Annotated in this window: 19 protein-coding genes and 1 riboswitch; of the genes, 14 read left to right on the top strand and 5 right to left on the bottom strand. The window is 35.7% G+C overall.

Features of this window, described 5'->3' with window-relative positions:
* Nucleotides 1–311: 311 nt before the first annotated feature.
* The 4 genes from HMPREF1252_RS06665 to HMPREF1252_RS06680 form a co-directional block, all read right to left on the bottom strand.
* Entirely contained in the window at nucleotides 312–1,019 is a 708-nt protein-coding gene (locus HMPREF1252_RS06665; RefSeq protein ID WP_023059968.1) for an aspartate/glutamate racemase family protein, read from the bottom strand.
* Between the two features lie 40 nt (nucleotides 1,020–1,059).
* On the bottom strand, nucleotides 1,060–2,307 hold the full coding sequence (locus HMPREF1252_RS06670) for a dicarboxylate/amino acid:cation symporter (protein ID WP_023059955.1): 1,248 nt from the start codon (nucleotides 2,305–2,307) through the stop codon (nucleotides 1,060–1,062).
* 281 nt (nucleotides 2,308–2,588) lie between these two features.
* Nucleotides 2,589–4,874, bottom strand: coding sequence for a bifunctional dihydroorotate dehydrogenase B NAD binding subunit/NADPH-dependent glutamate synthase (locus tag HMPREF1252_RS06675; RefSeq protein WP_023059978.1), 2,286 nt, complete (start codon nucleotides 4,872–4,874; stop codon nucleotides 2,589–2,591).
* Between the two features lies 1 nt (nucleotide 4,875).
* Nucleotides 4,876–6,321 carry a hypothetical protein gene (locus HMPREF1252_RS06680; RefSeq protein ID WP_023059945.1) on the bottom strand — a complete coding sequence of 482 codons (1,446 nt, stop codon included), beginning with the start codon at nucleotides 6,319–6,321 and terminating at the stop codon, nucleotides 4,876–4,878.
* A gap of 144 nt (nucleotides 6,322–6,465) precedes the next feature.
* Here HMPREF1252_RS06680 and HMPREF1252_RS06685 point away from each other — a divergent pair, with 144 nt between their 5' ends.
* Both HMPREF1252_RS06685 and holA read left to right on the top strand, forming a co-directional pair.
* The gene (locus tag HMPREF1252_RS06685; protein ID WP_023059949.1) at nucleotides 6,466–8,499 is read left to right on the top strand and encodes a DNA internalization-related competence protein ComEC/Rec2; all 2,034 of its coding nucleotides are present in this window, start codon (nucleotides 6,466–6,468) and stop codon (nucleotides 8,497–8,499) included.
* On the top strand, nucleotides 8,496–9,491 hold the full coding sequence (gene holA, locus HMPREF1252_RS06690) for a DNA polymerase III subunit delta (protein WP_023059966.1): 996 nt from the start codon (nucleotides 8,496–8,498) through the stop codon (nucleotides 9,489–9,491). Before HMPREF1252_RS06685 ends, holA begins: the two co-directional genes overlap by 4 nt.
* 64 nt (nucleotides 9,492–9,555) lie before the next feature.
* On the opposite strand, the gene HMPREF1252_RS06695 is transcribed toward holA, so the two are convergent.
* Complete coding sequence (locus HMPREF1252_RS06695; protein WP_023059947.1) at nucleotides 9,556–10,734, bottom strand: coenzyme F420-0:L-glutamate ligase; 1,179 nt, start codon at nucleotides 10,732–10,734, stop codon at nucleotides 9,556–9,558.
* A 278-nt stretch (nucleotides 10,735–11,012) separates the two neighbouring features.
* On the opposite strand from HMPREF1252_RS06695, the gene tmk reads away from it, so the two are divergent.
* From tmk to thiD, 12 genes are all read left to right on the top strand, one after another.
* Complete coding sequence (gene tmk / locus HMPREF1252_RS06700) at nucleotides 11,013–11,621, top strand: dTMP kinase (RefSeq protein ID WP_008901733.1); 609 nt, start codon at nucleotides 11,013–11,015, stop codon at nucleotides 11,619–11,621.
* Nucleotides 11,618–11,944, top strand: coding sequence for a cyclic-di-AMP receptor (locus tag HMPREF1252_RS06705; protein WP_008901734.1), 327 nt, complete (start codon nucleotides 11,618–11,620; stop codon nucleotides 11,942–11,944). Before tmk ends, HMPREF1252_RS06705 begins: the two co-directional genes overlap by 4 nt.
* An 8-nt stretch (nucleotides 11,945–11,952) precedes the next feature.
* On the top strand, nucleotides 11,953–12,237 hold the full coding sequence (locus HMPREF1252_RS06710) for a cyclic-di-AMP receptor (RefSeq protein WP_008901735.1): 285 nt from the start codon (nucleotides 11,953–11,955) through the stop codon (nucleotides 12,235–12,237).
* Nucleotides 12,237–13,178, top strand: coding sequence for a DNA polymerase III subunit delta' C-terminal domain-containing protein (locus HMPREF1252_RS06715; protein WP_023059961.1), 942 nt, complete (start codon nucleotides 12,237–12,239; stop codon nucleotides 13,176–13,178). Before HMPREF1252_RS06710 ends, HMPREF1252_RS06715 begins: the two co-directional genes overlap by 1 nt.
* Nucleotides 13,150–14,043: a stage 0 sporulation family protein gene (locus HMPREF1252_RS06720; RefSeq protein ID WP_023059960.1), complete on the top strand. Its 894-nt coding sequence runs from the start codon at nucleotides 13,150–13,152 to the stop codon at nucleotides 14,041–14,043. The genes HMPREF1252_RS06715 and HMPREF1252_RS06720 overlap by 29 nt, the downstream gene beginning before the upstream one ends.
* A gap of 60 nt (nucleotides 14,044–14,103) precedes the next feature.
* Nucleotides 14,104–16,149, top strand: coding sequence for an alpha/beta hydrolase (locus tag HMPREF1252_RS06725; protein ID WP_023059935.1), 2,046 nt, complete (start codon nucleotides 14,104–14,106; stop codon nucleotides 16,147–16,149).
* Nucleotides 16,150–16,194: 45 nt separating this feature from the next.
* Nucleotides 16,195–16,467, top strand: coding sequence for a hypothetical protein (locus HMPREF1252_RS06730; RefSeq protein WP_023059977.1), 273 nt, complete (start codon nucleotides 16,195–16,197; stop codon nucleotides 16,465–16,467).
* 25 nt (nucleotides 16,468–16,492) lie between these two features.
* The gene (locus HMPREF1252_RS06735) at nucleotides 16,493–16,972 is read left to right on the top strand and encodes a ferritin (RefSeq protein ID WP_023059943.1); all 480 of its coding nucleotides are present in this window, start codon (nucleotides 16,493–16,495) and stop codon (nucleotides 16,970–16,972) included.
* A gap of 183 nt (nucleotides 16,973–17,155) precedes the next feature.
* Entirely contained in the window at nucleotides 17,156–18,073 is a 918-nt protein-coding gene (locus HMPREF1252_RS06740) for a DMT family transporter (protein WP_008901741.1), read from the top strand.
* 251 nt (nucleotides 18,074–18,324) lie between these two features.
* Complete coding sequence (gene fusA, locus HMPREF1252_RS06745; RefSeq protein ID WP_023059952.1) at nucleotides 18,325–20,391, top strand: elongation factor G; 2,067 nt, start codon at nucleotides 18,325–18,327, stop codon at nucleotides 20,389–20,391.
* Between the two features lie 83 nt (nucleotides 20,392–20,474).
* A complete protein-coding gene (locus HMPREF1252_RS06750) occupies nucleotides 20,475–21,269 on the top strand; it encodes a PrsW family glutamic-type intramembrane protease (RefSeq protein ID WP_023059942.1) in 795 nt (264 codons plus the stop codon).
* A gap of 8 nt (nucleotides 21,270–21,277) precedes the next feature.
* Nucleotides 21,278–21,374: riboswitch (TPP riboswitch) on the top strand.
* A gap of 30 nt (nucleotides 21,375–21,404) precedes the next feature.
* Nucleotides 21,405–22,220, top strand: coding sequence for a bifunctional hydroxymethylpyrimidine kinase/phosphomethylpyrimidine kinase (thiD, locus tag HMPREF1252_RS06755; protein ID WP_023059946.1), 816 nt, complete (start codon nucleotides 21,405–21,407; stop codon nucleotides 22,218–22,220).
* Nucleotides 22,221–23,263 lie beyond the last annotated feature (1,043 nt).

A 23,263-nucleotide genomic window follows, 5' to 3' on the forward strand; every position in this document is an offset into this window, starting at 1 on the left:
TTCGTGAAGGTGGAAGAACAGTAGCATCAGGAGTTGTTTCAAAACTTCTTGACTAATTAAATAAAAATCAAAGCTGGATTAAACTCCAGCTTTTTTTGTCTCTATTTTTTATTCACACTACTTTACTGTTTCTATATTAATTTTATAAATTAAATTTCAACAAATAATATATTAAATAAGGCTCTATAATATCTATTGGGGAGTAAAACATCAACAGATATTATAGAGCCAATATTAACTTATAAAAAAAAGCGATTAAGGTATTCTTAGTCGCTTTTAATGTACTATTTTTCGAATTTTACTTAATATTTTTAATGTACTATTTTTTCATATTTTAGTTCATATCCGGATCTCAATATACATTCTCTTGTTAATACTGATAGTGCGTCTATTGCTTGCTCATCAATTTCTTTTTCAAGGTCGATGGTTGAGAGTTCTGTGCAGGCTAGTATTGGTATTGAACCTTGATCTAAATAATATTTACAGATTTCGTTAAATCTCTTGGATTTTACATCGTTTGTAGATTTTATATAGTAGATTATATCCATTAGTTCGTCTTCAATTTTTTCATCTACTCTTAGATGTTCTAGTCCATATTTTTCTATATATTTATCATAGATTCCAGTTTGCAATGTGCCTTTTGTGCCAAGTATGGTCACAACATTTCCGTGCTTCTTTGCTTCTTCTGTGGTGATGTCAATCATATTTATAAATGGTATGTCTGTTAATTTTTCCAAATCCTCTAAGAAGTTATGAAATGTGTTGCAAGATGCTGCGATGTTTGATACTTCATAGCCTTCAAATGCTTTTAAGTCAGGTTTAACTACGTCTACTATTTCACTGTGATCTCTATTTTCCAAAATTACGCTTGTTCTATCTGGTATGGTTGCATGGGATAAGAGCATGATATCTATATGCTCATTATCACAATTTGCCAATGTGTTGTGGATGATTCTTTCATAGAAGACCATGCTCGCAAGTGGACCCATGCCTCCTAATATTCCTAGTTTTTTCTTCATGTTACCTCCAAAAAAAGAAGAGCCACTTTTGTGGCTAATCTTATTTACTTAACTGTTTTCTTCTGTATACTTCTTCGTCAAATTTACCTTCTGATTTTGCAACTATTACTGAACAGCTTATGTCTCCAAGTACGTTTATTGATGTTCTTATCATGTCGAAGATTCTATCTATTCCTGCTACTAGAGCGATTCCTTCTACTGGAATTCCTACTCCTTGTAGCACCATTGCTAGCATGATCATGCCTGCTCCTGGTACTCCGGCTGTTCCTACTGATGCAAGTACAGTGGTTAGGACGATGGTCATTTGTTGACCAAGACTCATATCGAGTCCGTATACTTTTGCGATGAATAGTGCGCAGACCCCTTGGTATATAGCAGTTCCATCCATGTTGATGGTTGCTCCTAGTGGTAGTACAAAGGAAGCGATTGGTTTAGCTACGCCTAGTTCATTTTCACATGTATCTAATGATATAGGTAATGTTCCTGCTGATGATGATGTGGTAAATGCTACTGCCCATGGTGCAAATGCCTTCTTAAAGAAGATACCTACTGGTAGTTTTGCTACAAGTGCTATGGATGATCCATATACTAAGAATGCGTGTAGGAAACATCCAAGATATACTATTCCTACTACTTTTATAAGTGGTAGTAATACTTGTGGTCCGTTTGCTGCTACTACTGGCACGATTAGTCCGAATACACCGAAAGGAGCGAGTTTCATAATTCCGTTTGTAATGTAGATCATTGCTTCTTGTAAGCCGTCGAAGAAATTAAATACTGCTGTTCCTTTTTCTCCTGCGTAGAGTAGTCCACCGCCTAGAATAAGTGCAAATACGATTATTTGAAGCATTTGACCTTCTACTAGAGATTTAAGTGGATTAGATGGCACGATGTTTATAAGTGTATCTATAAAACTTGGTGCTTCTTTTGCTTCGAATTGTAGTTGATCTGCAGGTAGTGTAAAGCCTGAGGATACATCTAGCAAGTTTGCAAGGATTAAACCTATTACTATTGCAAAAGCTGTGGTTAGAAAGAAGTATACAAATGTCTTCATTCCGATTTTACCTATTTCTTTTGCGTCTTTTAAATCTGCAACTCCTACTACTAGTGATGCAAATACTAGTGGTACGATTACAAGTTTAATTAGGTTTAAAAATAGTGTTCCTAGTGGTTTGATATAGGTGCTTGCTATTTCTGGTTTACTTTGTAGGAATATACCTACGACGATTCCGACTAACAAACCTATCAAAATTTGAATAGGAAGGGACAATCCTTTTTTCTTTTTCATTTCATTACCTCCTTAGATTTTATTAAATTATATCACGAAATGTAAAAACATAGAATAAATTAATTAATTAACGATTTACTTTAGTACTACATTCTAATTTGATATTAAATAAATAAATTTAGATTAAAAATTTTGAATTGTTTCAAGGAATTTTACTTCGAAAGATTTAATAAAATGCTTTGAAACAAATGTATGTAAAATTTTATTTAAAATCCCATTTTAAAATTTTTATTTAATTTTGGGCAAGAAAAAACCTTGGATTTCTCCAAGGTTTAATTTTTTTAGTTTTTCTTTTCTCTTATATATTTGTCTATTGATTCTGCGGCTGTTTTACCTGCTCCCATTGCAAGGATTACTGTTGCTGCTCCTGTTACTGCGTCTCCACCTGCGAAGATGCCTTCTCTTGAAGTTTGTCCAGTTTCGTCTGCTACGATACAGCCCCATTTGTTTACATCAAGATGGTTTGTTGTATGTGAGATTAGTGGGTTTGGTGATGTTCCAAGTGCCATGATTACAGTTTCGAATTCTTCTTCGAAGTCTGATCCTTCGATCTTAACTGGTCTTCTTCTTCCACTTGCATCTGGTTCACCAAGTTCGTTTCTAACCATCTTCATTCCTCTTACCCAACCGTCTTCGTCACCTAGGATTTCAACTGGTGCGGTAAGCATTTCGAATTTGATTCCTTCTTCTTGTGCGTGGTGAACTTCTTCAACTCTTGCTGGTAGTTCTGCTTCTGTTCTTCTGTATACGATTGAAACTTCTGCGCCAAGTCTTCTTGCAACTCTAGCTGCGTCCATTGCTACGTTACCTCCACCGATAACTGCAACTTTGTTTCCTACGTTAAGTGGTGTGTCGAAGTCCTTGTCAAATGATCTCATTAGGTTATTTCTAGTTAAGAATTCATTTGCTGAGTAAACTCCGTTTAAGTTTTCTCCTTCGATTCCCATGAATGTTGGAAGTCCTGCTCCTGATCCGATGAATACCGCTTCGTAACCTTGTTCTAGAATTTCATCAACGGTAATAGTTCTACCTATTACTACGTCGTTTTCTATCTTAACTCCAAGTGCTTTTAGGTTTTCGATTTCTGATTCAACTACTGAATCTGGAAGTCTGAATTCTGGTATACCATAAACTAGTACTCCACCTGCTAGATGTAGTGCTTCGAAAATAGTTACTTCGTATCCCATCTTTGCAAGGTCTCCTGCACAGGTTAGTCCTGCTGGACCTGCACCGATTACTGCAACCTTGTGACCGTTTTGTCTTGGTTTATCAAATAATTTATATTTTTCTTCTCTTGATTTATCTGCTGTAAATCTTTCTAGTTTACCTATTGATACAGAATCTCCTCTAGCTTTAAGTACACATTGTGCTTCACATTGTGTTTCTTGAGGACAAACTCTACCGCATACTGCTGGAAGAGCAGTGTATAGGGCAAGTACTTTTGCTGATTGTTCGAAGTTGCCTGATGCAATTTCTTTTATAAATCCAGGGATATCTATGTTTACTGGGCAGCCTTGTCTACATTTTGGATTCTTGCAATTTAAGCATCTGTTTGCTTCTCTCATAGCTTCTTCTTCGTTGTAGCCGTAGCATACTTCTTCGAAGTTATGGCTTCTTACTTCTGGATCTTGGTTTCTAACAGGCACTGCTGTAAATCTATCTTGTTTGATTACTTCGCCAGTTTCGATTTCGTGATTTTGTGCTTCAATGTCGTATTCAAAGTTACATACGTGAGGCTCAATCTTTCTAACTGAATCGGCTGATTTATATTGTGATTGTCTCTTCATGGCACTGTTCCAGTCGATTAGATGTCCGTCGAATTCTGGTCCGTCAACGCAGGCAAACTTAGTTTTGTCGCCAACTTTTACACGGCAAGCTCCACACATTCCTGTACCGTCAACCATGATTGGGTTCATGGATACGATAGTCTTAAGATTATATTCTTTAGTAGTTAGACATACGAATTTCATCATGATCATAGGTCCGATGGATACGCATACGTCATATTTTTCACCTTTGCTATAAAGATCTTTGATCTTGTCTGTAACTAGACCTTTGAATCCATATGATCCGTCATCTGTACATACATATAGATTGTCACACACTGATCCAAGTTCTTCTTCTAGAATTACAAATTCTTTTGACTTTGCTCCTAGGATTATGTCGCAGGATAGTCCGTGTTCTTTGAACCATTTAGCTTGTGGGTAAACTGGTGCGGTACCTACACCACCTGCAACGAATAAGTATCTTTTCTTTTTAAGTTCTTCAAGGTCTTCATCTAAGAATTCAGAATATCTTCCAAGAGGTCCTACGAAATCTTTGAAAGAGTCTCCTTCTTCAAAAGCAACTATCTTTTGAGTTGATGCTCCAGATGCTTGAACAACGATTTGAACTGTACCACGTTCTATGTCATAGTCTGAAATTGTTAGAGGGATTCTTTCCGCATAGTCATCAGCTATAAGTATTATGAATTGTCCAGGTTTAGCTGAAGCTGCGATACGTGGTGCCAACACATCAAAAAGGTAGATATTAGGCGCTAGATTAACTTTTCTCTCAATTTTATACATTTTACACTCCTAATTTAGATTTTATTTCCATTAAGAATTCTTCCATCACATTAGATAGCTCTGCAGGTTTACACATGGTTTCTACCTGGAACATATTCCCCTTAGCTTGTTTAAGGTCAGCCTCTATGCGATCTAAGATTTCTTTTAGGTCAACGTTTAAATTTTTGCTTCTTGAAACGATTAGGTCTGAATAATCTCTCTCTAATGTTCCAAGAATTACTACATAACTAGGTAAATCGGTTAAAAACTTAGTTATTTCTTTGATTTCATCGTGTGAATACTTGTTTTGTATTTTGTAAACATACCTTATGTCTCCAATAGGTGTTACAAAATTTAAAATATCATTTAGTCCCTTTGGGAGAGGACTAGCTTTATCTTCTAAATGGTCTTCGGTGGGTAAAGAGAATTTATCTTCATCTTCATCTTTATTTGTACTATCCGACAGGTTTTCTTCAGGATGTACCTTAGGGTTTTCGTAAGATTTTTCTTCTATTTCCTCTGACTGTTCTTCAGGTTTTTCTGGGAAATCATCGTCTAGAAAATTCGCTGTTTCTAGTTTAGATTTTTTATCTTTTTCCTTGTCCTTAGATTTTTCCTTAGGTTTTCTAGAACTTTTAGAATCTTTATTTGAAATTTCTTCATCAGAAGATTCAGAAGGTTTGTCTTCTAAATTTTTAGATTCTTCAAGCTGTTTCATCTCTTCTAGTTTCTTCGCTCTCTCTTCGGCTCTTCTTTCAAAGTCATAGCCTTTGCCTATGGCGATGGACTTCATCTTTGCAAATAGATTTTCTTCATCTACCCTAAAGGTCATCATCATATTATCTATGAGTTTTGATTTTCTTTTATAATCGAGATAAGCCTTTCTTCCACAGAGGATTTCTATTTGAATTCCAGAAAGTGTTTTGGAAGGCATCTTTAGTTTTATAATAGAAACCTCAGATGTTCTCTTTAATATTGGACCTTCAAAGTCAATGCTTCCTAGTCCGGGGATTGTCGCAACATTTCCTTTAACTTCTATGGGAAGATTTGAACGAACTAGTTGATTGCAAAGTATCTCAAGCTGATCGAAATCCTGGTAGGTAATATCTTTCTTATCCATGACTATGAGATTATTTTCAAAGATTTCATATTCTGGATCCAAAGAAAAAGTATTTTTTATGACCAGACGGAGAATCGCATTTGCTGTTACTTCTTCCGCAAGGTCCATCCTAGCTTCTGTATCCAAAGAAATCTCTACAGAACTATTGCTTTTAGTTTCGAAGTAAGCCTTTGAACTATACCAGAGGGGTTTTGAATATTTTCCATCGACGGTGAACTTATCGCTTCTAACATTATCACTACCGCAAAAGACATCGTCAATGGTCCCGACCTCTACACCATTTAAAAAAGTTGTATTTTTGAAACTGTATTCAAATTCCATATTATAAGGATCTATAATATATTTCATTTAACCACCTATACTATTTTATCATATCTACAACGTTTCTTGTAATTATTTAACATTTTTGCTGAAAGTTTCTTAGAATCTTGTAATGGAGGTAAACCTCATATATACTAAGTTTAAGAATAAATTTTTATTTTGGAGCTGGATATGGCAATTATCATTTTTCTAGCGGCGGCTAGTACATATTATTTACATACAAAATTACCAAGAAATAAAAAATATTTAAGCCTAATCGTACTCATCCTTGGACTTTTGATTTCAAATCCTACTACACATTTTGGAAAAATATCCGGCACTGGAAGAATCGTTGAAGCAAAGGGAAACAGATTCGTCATCTCCTACGGCAATAATTTTTTTAGAAGAAATCCAAGATTTTCTATTAAATCCGATGGGGAATACTATGTTGGAGACCTGGTAAACTTCAGAGGTGTGCTTAAAAAGGGAGCTCCACCTTTTAATGAAAATGGATTTTCGGAATATAGATATTTAAAATCGAGAGGAGTAGGTGCAGTCTTAGATGGAAAGATTACCTGGGTTAGAAGTCGTGGCATCGGTTCAAAATTTGCAAGAAGGCTCGAATATTCTTCTGCATTCTTAAATCCAAATATAGAAGGAACCTACAAGGGAATCCTATCTTCCAACGGATCCATGTCGGAGGAATACAAAGCTTATAGAAATCTAGGAATCTCACACATATTTGCATTTTCTGGACTTCACGTGGGACTTGTTTTTCTATTTATAAAGAGAATTTTAAAACCATTTGGCAAAAATGTCGGCGATATCGTATCCCTGGTATTTTTATTTCTATACATATACATTTTGGGATTTCCAGTGTCGGCGGTTAGGGCATTTATCATGGTCTTAACCCTTGTCCTTTCGAGATTTTTTAAATTTAAATACAGATCTTACGAAATTATTTTAATTTCAATGATATTTCAACTTGCTTACAATCCTTTCGTCATATATTCGGTGGGATTTTGGCTATCCTATTCTGCAACTCTTGGAATAATAATCTTTGCAAGAAGATTTAAATTCCTCGGTAAAACTTTTATCGGTGAGGGACTTGCTGTTTCTCTCGGCGCATTTATCATGACACTGCCGATAATACTTAGAAGTTTCTACATGTTTAATCCGATAACTGTCCTTGCAAACCTAATAGTCATTCCAATGTATTCATTGGGAGTTGGATTTTCATTTGCACATTTATTATTCCCAAATATTCTAACTAAAACGGCGATAGATTTTCTATTTGGAATGGGAGCAGAAATAGGAAAATTTTTAAATTTTTACTTCAGAAGCATTGTAACAGGCAAGGTGAACTGGTACTTTATAGTTTGCTACTACCTATGTGTGATTGTGGCACTAAAGTATAGAGAATTTAAATTTACAAAGTTTCAACTAAAGGCTATGGGACTCTGTCTTATAACACTTTTTGTTCTAAACTTTCAAGATATTTATGAAAGGGAAGATTTCCGAATGGACTTTATGTATGTGGGACAAGGTGACTGCAGTATCTTTAAGTACAATGGAAAATACTACATGGTGGACACTGGAGGAAGTGGAGCCTACGATCCGACGAGGACCTATGTGCTTCCATACCTATTGTCGAAAAATATCACTGAGATAGAAGGGCTTTTCATAAGCCATTACGATACGGACCACTGCGAAGGGTTGTTTGAAATAATCCCTGAAATAAAATTTAAGACCATCTATGTAAATCATTTTGTTGAAGAAAATGTCTATGCGGAATCCATAAAGAAGAATTTCAATCTGAAAAAATTTAAAAATATGGATATAGGGGATTTAAAACTTAGAGAAGTTCCACATCCAATGGGAGAAGGCAACGATAGTTCCATGGCACTTCTAGTAAATTACAAAGATCTAAAAGTCCTATACACTGGAGACTTGTCTAAGGAACCTCTGGATGCGATGACATCAGGTAAGGTTGACATACTAAAAGTTCCACACCACGGATCTAAATATTCCATTTCAACGAAATTATTTAAAGAGATTCGTCCAGAGTTTTCTGTAATATCCTACGGACCAAACTACTACGGCATGCCATCTTCTGGTATAATTAAAGAACTACGAAAGTATGGAGAGGTTTTGGAAACTATGAAGGATGGTCAAGTAAGCTTCATTTACAATAGAAACTTAGAAAAATTTACGGTGAGAAGATGAATAGTAAAGAACTTTATAAAGAAAATTTATCCGGTGCATACCTTCTATATGGAAAGGAATCATTACTTATAGAAAATGCGGTGGAATATTTAAAAAATAAATATGTGGACAAGAGTTTCGAAGCCTTTAACCTTGTAAATGTAAAGGATTATGAAAGTCTTGTAAGCTCCTGCGAGACACTGCCCGTCATGGCGAATAAAAAATTAATAATCGTCTCCAATAGTGAAGAGTTTGAAAGCAATCTCATTGACGTAGATAAGACTTTGGAATATATGAAAGATATCCCGGACTATGTGGTGGCGATATTTATCGATGAAAATTCAAAACTCAACAAATCGAAAAAATTCTACAAATTTTTTAAAAAGAATAAGAGAGAGGTGGAATTTGACAAGGTATCACCTCAGGAAGTAACAAGGTTTGTAAATATCTACTTCAACAGAGAAAATATAGAAATCTCTCCATCGGATGTAAACTATTTAATTTCAAAAAGTGCCTATAATTCTAAAAATTTAGAGACCACCCTCATGGATTTAAAAAATGAACTTTCAAAATTTCTATCCTACAAAAAGATAGACAGAAATATAATCGACAGCGTGCTTACAGAAAACATTGATACCAATATTTTTAAATTAACGGATGCAATCTTTGGTCGTGATATAGATTCAGCGATAACGGAATTTAAAAATCTCTATGATATTGGCGAGCCACTGCAAAAAACTTTTGTGCTAATCGCAAGAAGCATAAGACTTCTTATGGGTTATATGAAACTTAGGGAAAAGAATACTCCGGACTACGAAATCATGAATGTCTTGGGAATCGGAAGCTTTGAACTTAAGAAAGTAAGGGCAGGTTCATTCAAGTACAAGGTGGATGAAGTGGTGGAATATTTCAAAGAGTTAGAAGAATTAGATCAAAATCTAAAGACTACCTCAATGGATCCATACATAGTCTATGAATCCTATCTATTCAAAGTACTTTCAACCAAAAATTAAAAAAATAAAAACTCAATAAAAGGCAAAAAAAATAATGGAGGCAAAACCTCCATTTTTTTATATATTAGTTATCTGAATAATTGTCGAAGTAGCCTTGGATTAAAACTACTGGAGTACCCTTGTCTCCAGATCCAGAAGTAAGGTCTGATAGAGAACCGATTAAGTCTGTGATCCTTCTTGGAGTAGTACCTAGAGTTTCATTTGTACCTACTAGATTTTTATTCTTGTGCTCAATCTTATCAACCATTGCTTCTCTAAGTTCTTCACCTTTTAGATCTTTGAAGTCGTTATCTGCAATGTACTTGATTTTAATTTCGTTTGGAGTTCCTGCTAGACCTGCAGTGTGGGCAGGGCTTACAACAGGATCGGCAAGTTCCCAAATTTGTCCAACAGGATCTTTAAATGCGCCGTCTCCGTAAATCATAACTTCTACATTTACACCGAATTCTTTGTCTAGAATTTCTTTGATCTTGTCTACTACTTGTTGGCCATCCCTAGGGAATAGTTTAACATCAGCATCACCAGCAAGGTTTGAACCAAGTACACCGTAATCTTCGTTGTAACCATGTTTGTCAGTCTTTTCAGAAAGTAGATCGTCAAGACCGTATACAACCTTAGCTCCAGCTTCTTTAAGTTCATCTTTAACAAGATCTCTAGTGTGGATAGAAGCTACAAGAACTTCATCAGTGAACTTCAAAATAGTTCTTGGATCGTTTGAAAAATGTATTTCTGAATTAGGTGCAAGACTCTTATAAAGGTCTACATAGTTAATTCCAGTAAATGGGTGAACGGATTTTCCAAATAACTTTTCATACTCATCTTCATCTAGAACGTCTGTGTAAGGATTGATCTTTTTGTTGAATAAATCCCTTTCGTTCATAAGATGGTTTCCAACTTCATCAGAAGGATATGAGAGCAGAATGTGCATCTTTAGTCCTGATTCTGCAAGTCCTTTTAAAATAATAGAGAATCTGTTTCTAGAAAGAATAGGAAATACAACTCCAAATTCCTTTGAAAACTTAGATCTTACATCACAAGCTATATCATGAGTAGATGCGTAGTTGTTTTGTGCTCTTGCTACCAATGATTCAGTAACAGCAACAACGTCCTTGTCCCTCATCTTAATATTTTCAGCTCTAACAGCTTCGATTACAGAATCTGTAACTATCTTAGCCACATCTTCTCCACTTTTGACTATCGGTGTTCTAATACCTCTTACAACAGTACCAAAGTATCTTTTCATATTTTCCTCCTAAAAATTATCAACTGTGTAAAGGAAAATCCTTTACTACTCATTATTGCACATAAAATAAAAAAGATAAAGAAATAGATACAAAAAAATTTTATAATATATAAATTTTCATTTTTTAATCACTTTTTGTTTGCAAATTTAGAACGAAAATATATTTTTAAAAAATCATTGTTAATAAAATTGAATCCATTTAATCTCAAAAACTTGAGAAAAGGCATGGATTGTTATTATTTGTAGAAATTGAAATTTATAGATGATATAATGATTCTATGAAAGGAAAATTTATTACATTTGAAGGACCAGACGGTTGTGGCAAGACCACCGTCGTGGATATGATTTATAAAAAACTAGAAAGTCTAGGATATAGAGTAATAAAGACTAGGGAACCTGGTGGCACAGATATCTCTGAAAAAATTAGAGATTTGATCTTGGATGTGAATAATGACGAGATGAGCCCAAGGTGTGAAGCGCTTCTATATGCAGCGTCCCGTGCCCAACATACAGAAGAAAAAATAGTTCCGTACTTGAATAAAGGATATATAGTACTGTGCGAAAGATATATTTTATCTTCTTATGCCTACCAAGGTTACGGCAGAGGTCTCTTAGAAGGGGTAGTTGCAATTAATGATTTTGCTACCGCTGGTATAAGACCTGATCTAACCATTCTCCTTATGGGTGACTACAGAGTCGGTCTTGAGAGAAAGAATGAAATGGGTGCCGATAGACTTGAACTTGAATCCACAGATTTTCATAAAAAAGTCTACAAGGGCTATGAAGAGATTGCAAAGTATGAAGACGTAACTGTTATAGATGCAAACTCAGAATTAGAAACTGTATTCAATAATACATTAGAAAAAATATTGGAGATGATTGAATGAAACTCGTTCTAGCAATTGTTCAAGATGCAGACAGTGACGATCTTATAGATGAGATTACAAAGGAAGGTTACAGAGTTACAAAGGTTATTTCAACTGGAGGATTTTTAAAATCTGGCAACTCTACCATCATGATTGGAACTGATGACAGCGAAGTAGATAGGCTTATAGAACTGATTTCTCACAACTGCAAAGTAAGAGAGATTATAAAGTCTATTCAACCTATGAATATGCCCGGCACAAGCATAGCAACCCTACCTATTAAGGTAAAAGTCGGGGGAGCCACTGTTTTTGTGCTTGATGTTGTAGATTTTAAAAGGTTTTAGGTGATAATATGAAGATGATAATTGCCATTGTGCAAAATAAATTTGTAGATGAACTTATAGATAAGTTTTATGAAGAAAATATATCAGTGACAAAGGTTAGCTCTAGTGGAGGTTTTTTCAAAGCTGGAAACACCACACTTCTTATAGGATCTGATGAAAAAGAACTAGATCATGTGTATGGTATTTTCAAAGATGTTACTCAAACAGAAGAAATAAGAGACGAAAGAGGGCATTTTGAAATATCAGGGGCTACATTATTTGTACTGGATGTAGAAAAGTCTCTTCGAATTTAATGTTTAAATCACATCTTAAAATATGCGATGAGCTCTGCAATGAGACCATATCCCACGCCTATATCTTCTCTGGAGAAAGCGGCGTAGGTAAATTCACCATGGCAAAATCTTTTGCTAGGATGATTTTAAATGAAGAACATTTATTGCGCATAGAGGGGATAGATGAATATGAGCATCCAGATCTCTTGGTGCTAGATGGAAAACTTTCAAAGTCACAGGTGGACGATATGATTTTGGAATCACTTAGCCTTCCATACGAAGCGAAGAACAAAATCTACATCATAAACCATTTTGAAGACCTCTCCATCGAAGGACAAAATGCAATTCTAAAGACCTTGGAAGAGCCGCCGGAATACCTTATAATCATCTTGGTTACAAGTAATATTTCCAAGCTGCTTCCAACTATTATTTCTAGATCAAGGGTGCTTAGCATAAGCTCTGTTGCTACTTCTGATCTTAGAAGTTTCATAGAGTCAAAAGGATTTAAATCTCAAGCTGAGTTGATTTCAAATATTTCAAATGGATCGATTAAGGAAGTTACGAACTACTTAGAAAATCCAGAACTTCTAGATAAGAGAAGACAAATTCTAAATACTACATTAGATGTGCTAAGGGGTGGAGTTAGCCAGGCAATGAAGGCTTATCCATTCTTTGAAAATGAAAAGGAAGATATTTCTTTCGTCCTAAAAGTAATGGAACTTTTAACTAGGGATATTCTTATTTATTCACAGACGAAGGAAGAAAAATTTATTTTAAATATAGATTATAAATACGAAATTATAAGTTTAAACATGGATAACAACGCAGCCTTAACTGGTCTATACACAGTCCTAAAGGCGAGAGAAAGCTTAGAAAATAATGTAAATTATAGAATTGCAATAGAATCCATGCTTGTAAAGTTGGGGGAACTTAATGATAAAGGTATCAGGAGTTCGTTTTAAGAAAAACGGTAAGATATACTATTTTGACCCTATGGATGTAGATCCTAAGGTCGATGACAATGTGATTGTAGAGACTGCCCGTGGTGTGGAATACGGCACGGTGGTCATAAATAAAGAAGTAGATGAAAGTGAGTTGGTATCTGAACTTAAACCAATCTTTAGAGTAGCGACAGAAGAAGATGAGAATATCCAACTTCAAAATAGAAATAACGCGAGAGAAGCTCTCATGGTCTGTCAAGACAAAAGTATTGAACACGGTCTGGACATGAAGGTTCAAGGTTGTGAATACACTTTTGACAGAGGAAAGCTTCTGTTTTATTTTACTGCTGATGGCAGGGTTGACTTTAGAGATTTGGTAAGAGATTTAGCATCCATCTTTAGGACTAGAATTGAGCTAAGACAGATTGGAGTTAGAGATGAAGCTAAAATGGTAGGAGCACTTGGATGCTGCGGCAGACCTTGTTGTTGTAGTACATTTCTTTCCGAGTTTTCTCCAGTGTCAATTAAGATGGCAAAGGACCAAGAGCTTTCACTAAATCCAGTTAAAATATCTGGAGTTTGTGGAAGACTCATGTGCTGTTTGAAATATGAACAGGACGGCTACGAATGTATAATGAAGAGGATGCCAAAGGTTGGAGAAATCGTTGAAACCGATAGAGGTAGCGGTACAGTAATAGACACCTACACCATCCAAGAACTTGTAAAGGTTCAGTTCAGAGTAAATGATGACACAGAAGTAGAACTATTTGAAATTGGTGACGTAAAGAGAACTCGCAAGATGGATAAGGAATACATGCCTGCAAAATCTTCTCTCAAAGAAGAAGAATCTAGCGAAGACGAACTTAAAAATTTAGAAAAGGAATAAAAGTTAATAGGAAATCTATTTAAGACCTGAGATTTACCTCAGGTCTTCTTTTAAAATAATATGATTAAAAAATTATTTTCGAAAATACATAATAAATTTAAAAATTTAATAGAAAATGTCTTTAGAAATACAGAAAAATCCGTCTACATATCCATATTTTTTGTGTCGCTTATAATCTCAAGCATGTACAGCTACTATATCTCGGACTATGTGGGCAGCTATCTCTCAATATTAATAACACTTACAATATTTATTTCAATAGCGCTTTCTATATTTTATAAACCGATTAAAAAAATAGTAGTCAACCTAAAGAAAATAAAATCATTTAACCTCATTTCCCTTGTAGCACTTTATATATTTATCTACTATTTTCTCGGAGAAGTTTCCTACACATACTCACTTTCAGATTTTGAATATCAAGGAGTAATATTTGTATCAACATTAGTAGTATTTCTATTTTCAAAATCCATAGCGGTCTTTTTAAATAGAAAATCATTTCTAAGCATAGTACTTATCCTTGTAACAGCAGTTCCAATCGCAGGAATATTCTATTTCTTAAGCTTTCCAGGATTTGATACCAAGGAAGATTATAATTTCGTAGTACAAAATGTAAAATCAGAAAATCTATACAAAGTACAAACCATAAATTACGACGAAGAGACCATGGACTTAACAGGATATGTCTCCTACAGCGGCAAGAAAAAAAAGAGAAGAGACATGCTATTTTCTCACAGCCTCACCAAGGCGCCTATAAGAGGAGTTATGTACAAACCTGTAAACGATGAAAAGAAAGATGTGCTTTTCATCGTTCACGGCAATCACAGAGCGACCACCAAGTCCCATCTCGGTTATGAATACTTGGGAAGATACTTGGCAGAGCGTGGAATCGCAGTCGTATCTGTAGATATGAACTATCTAAATGGATTTTTAAACTATGGGTTAAGTGGAGAAAATGATGCACGGGCAATGGCTCTTTACAGAAATATAGATTATATTTTAAATTTGGAAGAAAATAGAGATTTAAATAAAGAGATTTTCTTAGCGGGACATTCCAGAGGAGCAGAAGCCACTACAATTTTAAAATCTTTTACAGAACTTGAAAAACTTCCAGAAGATGGCAATAGAAATTTGAGCCTGAATGTAAAGGTAAAGGGAATCATATCCATATCTGGAACCTATGGTCAGTACACTCCCGCTGGCAAGAATTTGAAACTAAGGAATGTAAATTTTCTATGTATCCACGGAACCCACGACTCTGATGTAGAAGGTTTCGAACAGTTAAATCAATATGAAAACATAGAAAATACCAGGGGATATTTTAAGTCTGCAATCTATATTCCATACGCCAACCACGGCAATTTCAATACCCTTTGGGGAGATTATGATTTAGATCCTCCGGATGCATACTTCTTCAACAGAAAGAGCCTTCTACCAGGAGAAGATCAGAGAAGAATACTAGAAGTTTTGACAGAAAAATTTATAAGAGTGGTAGATGGAGAAGAAAATAAAAATATTTTCTATGACCTTGCATCTGAAGATTTAAATATTCCAAAATTAGACTACTATCAGATGTACCAAGAAGGAGGAAGCTCTGTAATTGCAAACTTCAATGAAGATTACAATATAAGTACAGCGACAAATAGAAACTTCGACATGACCTACCAAGGATTTTCACAAGTCTACGAAGATATGGTTGAAGTAGGAGATGCGGATTACAATAGCGGACTCTACCTAAGATCAACTACAAGTGCAAACTTAAGTTTCTTTGCAAGAGAAGATGTGGCAGGCCTTAAAAATCTCTCCTTTGACATAATTAAAAAAGATGACGGCGGAAGTATGGAAGTGACAGTAATGGATTATTTTGGAAGAAAATATTCCTATGACATATCTAAAATCAAAACACTTCCAAAGGAAACCTGGGTGGAAAGATCCAAGATAGAACATATAAAAAACGACGGCAATAGCTACATGGGATATACAACGATTAAACTGAATCTAAGTGACGCAAAGGCATCAGGTGTGGACACAAGTAGGATAAGATATATTGATTTTAACTTCAAAGGAGCAAATGATTTAATCCTAGATAATATACTATTTTCTGATTGAGGGTAATTATTATGGGTATAACTTTTATAGGGAGAAGGGTTAATCATGACAAAGACACAACTTGTAAATGTATTTAATACAGATGAACAAGATACCGTTAGAAATATATTTTTTCTAATAGGTGATATGATGAGTCACCGAGAAGAACTTATGGATTCATTTAACAATATAAATTCTAAATATTATGGCAAGGTTACTTTTGAGTACAGTGGATTTTCCATACTTCTCAAAACTTCAGAAATACCACAAGTCCTTAAGTTTATTGCTCACAAGGGCATAGACATTTACAGTTTTTTTGAAGTGTTTAAACCTGTATAGATGTTAAATAATTTAGGGGGAATATATGACATTATTTGAACAAATGAACGAACAATTTAACTTTGAATTACAATCTGGATACATCTATCTAGATATGGCAGCTAAGTTAAAAGAACAAGGAATGGATGGATTTGCACATTTCATGATGAAACAAGCTCATGAAGAATATGAACATGCAATGAAATTATATGATTTCCTATTTGAAATAGGCGAAAAAGTTGAATACTTTGACATCGAAAAACCAAATGTAGAATTCAAAAGCTTCACAGAAATCTTTAAAGAAGCTCTAGCTCATGAACAAGAAGTAACTGCTAGAATCCATGCCCTTTACAAGAGAGCAACTGAAGAAGAAGATTACAGAGCAGTTGAACTTCTAGGATGGTTCGTAAAAGAACAAGTTGAAGAAGAAGACAACTTCAGAACTATCGTTGAAAAATTCGAAAGAATCCACGAAAACTGGTCTGGACTATATATCTACGATCACGAACTTGGAGCAAGAGGATAATATAAATTTTAAAAGAGTTGCAAAAGCAGCTCTTTTTTTTATGCAACAAAATTTGTTGGGGGGGGGGAAAAATGCTTAAAAACTTTTAAATACAAGCATTTTACTATATTAAAACACTAGTCAGTGTATCTTCTCATAAAATATAAATTATGATAATATTTATATTGATAATGGAGGAGAATAATGGACAAAAATTTTAGATCAGTCTTCTTTTTGGGACTGACTTCGATTATTTGGGGATTGGCATTCGTATTTCAATCCACAGGAATGGACCATGTGGGACCATATACCTATAACTTTGGAAGAGGACTTCTAGCAGGACTATCTCTTTTAATATTAATACTTGTAAGACCTAAGTCCATGAAAGAAAATCACAAAGTAGATAAGAAATTAACCGTAGTAGGTGGGATAGTAATAGGACTATGTTTGGCAGTTGGACAAAACTTGCAACAACTGGGAATAGTTTACACAGATGTTGGCAAAGCAGGATTTTTAACCACACTATACATAGTATTTATTCCAATTCTATATCTTTTCTTAGGCAAAAAACCAGATAGAAAAGTATTTTTATGCGTACTTCTTGCAGTAGTTGGACTCTATTTTATATCCATAAAAGAAGGATTCGTCATAGAAAAAGGGGATATCCTTTTAATCCTTGGAGCAATAGGCTATGCGGTTCATATAATGGTAATTTCATATTATTCGCCTAACACAGACAATGTAATGCTATCCTGTATACAATTCTTCGTATATTCGATAATATCTTTGATCATTGCACTATTTACAGAAGATGTCACTCTTTCAGGAATATGGGATGCGAGGACCTCACTACTATACACAGGAGTTCTCTCAAGTGCGGTGGGATATACCATTTCAATAGTTGCGCTAAAGGATTTCGACGCAACCATCGGTTCACTTATCCTTTCCCTTGAAAGTATAGTTGCAGCCATAGCAGGAGCAGTTCTTTTACATCAATTCTTGACACCTAGAGAAACAGTTGGATGTGCGATAGTATTTATAGCGACAATACTCGCACAAATAGATACATCTAAGATAAAAGAATTCTTAGCTAAAAAGAAAGAACGAGAATTGGCAGAATAAAATAAAAATTTAAGACTTGGTCACCAAGTCTTTTTTTGTGCAAAAAATCATTTGATTTGCGAAAAATTTATAGAAAAATTTTTAAAATAATTTATAAAATATTTTCGTTTTCATAAAATAAAAAATTTCTTCAAAAAAATTTTAAAATTTTAAGAATTTAGCGGTTTATTATAAAAACATATTTCCACTAGAAAATTGTTATGCTCAATGTTATAATACTTGTAGAAACGATTTCAACAGGAGGAAAATTAATGAAAGTATATAGCACTGACAAGGTTAGAAACTTAGCACTTGTAGGACACAGCGGATCTGGTAAGACAAATCTTACAGAATCAATGCTTTTCCAAACAGGAGCAACTAAAAAAATCGGACTAGTAACGGAAAAAAATACCCTCAGTGACTTCTCAAAAGAAGAGATGGAAAGAGGTTCTTCAATAGGTACATCTGTAATACCCGTTGAGTGGAGAAATTACAAGGTAAACATAATAGACACTCCTGGGTACTTAGATTTTATAGGTGAGGCACAAGGTGCTCTACGTGCATCAGAAGCAGTACTAATGGTTATAGATGCAACTGCAGGAATAGAAGTAGGCACAGAAAGAATGTGGAAGTACACTGAAAATATAGGTCTACCTAGAATCATATTCATAAATAAAATCGACGCAGAAAATGTAAACTTCAGAAAACTTATGGAAGAACTCGAAGAAAAATTCGGTAAAAAAGTAATTCCATTCTCAGTTCCAATAGGATCTGGAGATGATTTCATAGGAGTAACAGACGTTATCTACCAAAAAGGTTTTAAATATGTAAATGCACAACCTGCAGAAACAGAACTAAACCACGATCAAATAAAAGCAACTGAAAGAATGTACGAAGAGATCGTAGAAGTTGTAGCAGAAGCAGACGAAGTACTAATGGAAAAATACTTCAACGGCGAAAAATTCACCAGAGAAGAAGTTCTACGCGGAGTTACAACAGCACTACTAGAAGGTAGAGCAGTACCTCTACTAGTAGGTTCAGCAGAAAAGGGAATCGGAATCGATATTCTACTTAACACCATAGTTAACTACATGCCTGCACCAAACGACGAAAGAGCTCACTCAGGATTTAGATACGAATCTGGAGAAGAAAGAAAAGTAGATGTAAATGAACCATTCTCAGCAGTAGTATTTAAAACAATCACAGACCCATTCGTTGGTAAGATATCTATCTTTAAAGTAATCTCTGGAAAGATTACCAAGGACACTCCAATCTATAACGCAAACAAAGAAGAAATGGAAAAACTTGGCGGAATCTTCTCAATAAGAGGTAAGACTCAACTAGATGTAGAAGAACTTGACGCTGGAGACATTGGAGCAACAACCAAACTTCAATTCACAGAAACAGGGGACTGTCTATGCGACAAGAACCACATAGTTAAATATAAAAACTTAAAATACCCTGCACCAGTTCTATTCTATGCAATCGAACCAAAGACCAAGGGAGACGAAGAAAAACTATCTCAATCACTTAGAAGATTAAGAGAAGAAGATCCTTCATTCACAATCAATAGAAACCCAGAAACTAAACAGCTAACCATAGGCGGACAAGGACAAGTACAACTAGATGTAATCCTTGAAAAACTTAAAAATATGTTTGGCGTAGAAGTAGTTAAGGTTCCATTTATAATTCCATACAGAGAAACCATAAGAAAAGTTGCATCTGTACAAGGAAAGCACAAGAAACAATCAGGTGGAGCAGGACAATACGGAGACGTTTGGATAAGATTTGAACCTTGCGAAGAAGATTTCGTATTCGACGAAGAAGTATTCGGAGGAGCAGTACCTAAGAACTACTTCCCAGCAGTTGAAAAAGGACTAGTAGAATCAAAAGAACACGGAGTACTAGCAGGATATCCTGTTACCAACTTCAAGGCAGTTCTATACGATGGATCTTACCACGACGTAGACTCAAACGAAATGAGTTTCAAACTTGCAGCAAACCTTGCATTCAAAAAAGGAATGGAAGAAGCAGGACCAGTCCTACTTGAACCAATCATGTCAGTAGAAGTATCAATCCCAGATGCATACCTAGGCGATGTAATGGGCGATATGAACAAGAGACGTGGAAGAATTCTAGGAATGGATCAACAAGCAGACGGCACTCAACTACTAATAGCAGAAGCGCCACAAGCAGAAATGTTTGAATACTCAATAGACCTAAGAGCAATGACCCAAGGAAGAGGAACATTCACCATGGAATTCGTAAGATACGAAGAAGTTCCACAAGCAATGGCAGATAAAGTAATAGCAGAAGCAAAAGCTAAAAAAGAAGAATAAAATAATAAAAATTTAGGCACAGGAGACTGTGCCTTTTTATGTAATAAATAAATCTATTATGCTATAATTTCATTGGTGATTAAATGAAAAACAAAAATAAATTACTCATAATATATTTTCTACTCCTAGCAATAGGAATCTACGCACTAATTAGCGCCTACTATGTAGAAGAATTCGAAGGAGAAATATATTTAAAAGTATTTAAAACATCCACAATGCTCTTAATATACATAGTACCAGCGATACTGCTAGGAATAATCCTAGCGAGAAAATACGATGGCAGCACCAAACTATTATTCTTCGCCATAATCACAGGAGCCTTAATAACCCCGTCCATATCCGTCTACGTCAACGAAGCCATAGAAAACGGCTTTGCCTTCTTCATGATGGAAGACACATTTTTCGAATGGCAGGACGCACTAGCAAGCCCATACGCAGAAGAAATATTAAAAATGGCAACAGCAGTACTCTGTATGCTAATTTTAAACTCCAAAAAGAGAATAGACTTTTTGCTTTCAGGATTTGGAGTAGGACTGGGATTTCAAATAATGGAAGACATCGGATATATAATTCCAGAAGACTCCACCTTTGACGAAGTCTCCATGATTATGGATAACTCTATAGATAGAATAAAAGGAGCACTAGGATCACACATGATCTACTCAGCAGTCTTTATGATGGGACTCTACTACTACTCAAGAGGAAAAAAATTAAAAGGACTACTCCTAATGTTAGCAGTAATGATAAACCATTTTATGTGGAATATGCCACTAGCAACCACACTAATAGACATCATAGCAATAGTAATGGTAGTCATAATATTTGTCGTAGAAATAATAAAAATACAGAAAGAGAGCAATTTGCCAAAAAATTTATAAAATAATATAATAAAAACACGGGGAGCAGTAGCTGAGAGTAAGTTCGACTTAGACCCTAAACCAGATTAGGATAATGCCTACGTTGGGACGCTCTTCAAAGAAGAGCTTTTTTTGTACCCTAAAAAAGGAGAAAAAATGGAAAATAACAATAAAAAAACATTGCCCACAGTCTTGACCATAGCAGGCTCAGACTGTAGCGGCGGAGCAGGAATACAAGCAGATTTAAAATCAATCATAACAAACGGATCCTATGGAATGTCAGTCATCACAGCCTTGACAGCACAAAACACCATGGGAGTCACAGCAATAGACGAACCACCGATAGAATTTTTACACAAACAACTAGAAGCAGTCTTCGAAGACATCTATCCCGACGCAATAAAGATCGGCATGGTATTCTCAAAAGAAATCGTAAAAGAAATAGTAGAAACACTTAAAAAATACGACGCCAAAAATATCGTAATAGACCCGGTAATGATAGCCACATCAGGCTCAAAACTGCTATCTGACGACGCCATCGACTCAGTTAAAAAAGACCTGCTACCACTAGCCACAGTAATCACACCAAACATACTAGAAGCAGAAGAACTCAGTGGAATAAAAATAAATAACGAAGAAGACATGGAAAAAGCAGGTAAGAAACTAGTAGAACTGTACGGCGTAGCAGCCTTAGTAAAAGGCGGACACTCAGTAAACGACGCAAACGACGTGCTAGTAACAAAAGAAAAAATAACCTGGTTCAAAGGCAAGAGAATAGAAAACGACAACACCCACGGCACAGGATGCACCCTATCATCAGCCATAGCAACCTACCTATCCCAAGGAAATAGTCTAGAAAAATCCATCGAACTCGCAAAGGACTATCTGTCAGAAGCACTATCAGATATGTTAGACTTGGGTAAAGGAAGAGGACCAATGAACCACGGATATAAAATCACAAGAAAAATGTAAAAAATAGTTAATTAGCTCCTAGGAAACTAGGAGTTTTTTGTTTGGCATGTGGGTTGTGTAGCGGAAGTAACCCGCTTCCATAACCGAGAGTCTCTACACGGAAAGTCCAAAGGAAGGCAGTCACCCTGAGCGGAAGAGCCGAAGGCTCTGGAGTCGAATGGGTATAACTATGGTGGGGTCTATCCCTCCACACAGTCATCCTGAGCGAAGACGGCTCTGCCGTCGAAGTCGAAGGATCTGACCCATATTTAACCCATCTATTCCAAAAAATATTACAAAATACTTTTACAATTGCAGTCACCCTGAGCGAACGAAGTGAGTCGAACGGATATAAGCTATATTTAACTAGTCAAGGCAAGTGAAATCATCCATACATAACCTCACCACGGTTATACCCGTTCGACTCCAATGACTCAGCCTTTGGCTTCGTCATTTCCGCTCAGGGTGACTGTCTTCCGTTAGGATATTTTGATGGTACCCATCTCCGCTCAGGATGACCCGGTGGGTTTTGTAGCGGAAGCATCTTGCTTCCACAGCCGAGAGGCTACAGTAACCCTCCCAATTGCAGTCACCCTGAGCGAACGAAGTGAGTCGAACGGGTAGTTGCTATATTTAACCTAGTCAAGGCAAGTGAAATCATTCATACATAACCTCACCCGGGTTATACCCATTCGACTCCAATGACTCAGCCTTTGGCTTCGTCATTTCCGCTCAGGGTGACTGTCTTCCGTTAGGATGTCATTTTAGAGATATTTCGACTCCAGGTGTCGGTAAATCTTCACCCTCCGCTCAGGGTGACTGTCTTCCGTTAGGATGTCATTGTAGAGATACTTCGACTCCGAGTGTCGGTAAACCTCCACCCTTCGCTCAGGATGACTGCCTTCATCTGGTTCTTCCACTACAAAAAATAACAATGATAACACATGCTATCCAGATAGCATCAAAAACAAAAAAACGCATGCTATCCGGATAGCATCAAAAATAAAAAAATAAAACTCATGCTATCCGGATAGCATCAAAAATAAAACCATACAACCCTGTAA

Source organism: Peptoniphilus sp. BV3AC2 (assembly GCF_000478945.1).
Lineage (GTDB): Bacteria > Bacillota > Clostridia > Tissierellales > Peptoniphilaceae > Peptoniphilus_B > Peptoniphilus_B duerdenii.

What these genes read in the sequence shown, in the direction of transcription:
- fusA (WP_023059952.1), top strand. Translation starts at nt 18,325, where the DNA reads ATGAAAGTATATAGCACTGACAAGGTTAGAAACTTAGCACTTGTAGGA.
- HMPREF1252_RS06680 (WP_023059945.1), bottom strand. Translation starts at nt 6,321, where the DNA reads ATGAAATATATTATAGATCCTTATAATATGGAATTTGAATACAGTTTC.
- tmk (WP_008901733.1), top strand. Translation starts at nt 11,013, where the DNA reads ATGAAAGGAAAATTTATTACATTTGAAGGACCAGACGGTTGTGGCAAG.
- HMPREF1252_RS06750 (WP_023059942.1), top strand. Translation starts at nt 20,475, where the DNA reads ATGAAAAACAAAAATAAATTACTCATAATATATTTTCTACTCCTAGCA.
- thiD (WP_023059946.1), top strand. Translation starts at nt 21,405, where the DNA reads ATGGAAAATAACAATAAAAAAACATTGCCCACAGTCTTGACCATAGCA.
- holA (WP_023059966.1), top strand. Translation starts at nt 8,496, where the DNA reads ATGAATAGTAAAGAACTTTATAAAGAAAATTTATCCGGTGCATACCTT.
- HMPREF1252_RS06735 (WP_023059943.1), top strand. Translation starts at nt 16,493, where the DNA reads ATGACATTATTTGAACAAATGAACGAACAATTTAACTTTGAATTACAA.
- HMPREF1252_RS06740 (WP_008901741.1), top strand. Translation starts at nt 17,156, where the DNA reads ATGGACAAAAATTTTAGATCAGTCTTCTTTTTGGGACTGACTTCGATT.
- HMPREF1252_RS06725 (WP_023059935.1), top strand. Translation starts at nt 14,104, where the DNA reads ATGATTAAAAAATTATTTTCGAAAATACATAATAAATTTAAAAATTTA.
- HMPREF1252_RS06670 (WP_023059955.1), bottom strand. Translation starts at nt 2,307, where the DNA reads ATGAAAAAGAAAAAAGGATTGTCCCTTCCTATTCAAATTTTGATAGGT.
- HMPREF1252_RS06715 (WP_023059961.1), top strand. Translation starts at nt 12,237, where the DNA reads ATGTTTAAATCACATCTTAAAATATGCGATGAGCTCTGCAATGAGACC.
- HMPREF1252_RS06720 (WP_023059960.1), top strand. Translation starts at nt 13,150, where the DNA reads ATGATAAAGGTATCAGGAGTTCGTTTTAAGAAAAACGGTAAGATATAC.
- HMPREF1252_RS06675 (WP_023059978.1), bottom strand. Translation starts at nt 4,874, where the DNA reads ATGTATAAAATTGAGAGAAAAGTTAATCTAGCGCCTAATATCTACCTT.
- HMPREF1252_RS06730 (WP_023059977.1), top strand. Translation starts at nt 16,195, where the DNA reads ATGACAAAGACACAACTTGTAAATGTATTTAATACAGATGAACAAGAT.
- HMPREF1252_RS06705 (WP_008901734.1), top strand. Translation starts at nt 11,618, where the DNA reads ATGAAACTCGTTCTAGCAATTGTTCAAGATGCAGACAGTGACGATCTT.
- HMPREF1252_RS06665 (WP_023059968.1), bottom strand. Translation starts at nt 1,019, where the DNA reads ATGAAGAAAAAACTAGGAATATTAGGAGGCATGGGTCCACTTGCGAGC.
- HMPREF1252_RS06695 (WP_023059947.1), bottom strand. Translation starts at nt 10,734, where the DNA reads ATGAAAAGATACTTTGGTACTGTTGTAAGAGGTATTAGAACACCGATA.
- HMPREF1252_RS06685 (WP_023059949.1), top strand. Translation starts at nt 6,466, where the DNA reads ATGGCAATTATCATTTTTCTAGCGGCGGCTAGTACATATTATTTACAT.
- HMPREF1252_RS06710 (WP_008901735.1), top strand. Translation starts at nt 11,953, where the DNA reads ATGAAGATGATAATTGCCATTGTGCAAAATAAATTTGTAGATGAACTT.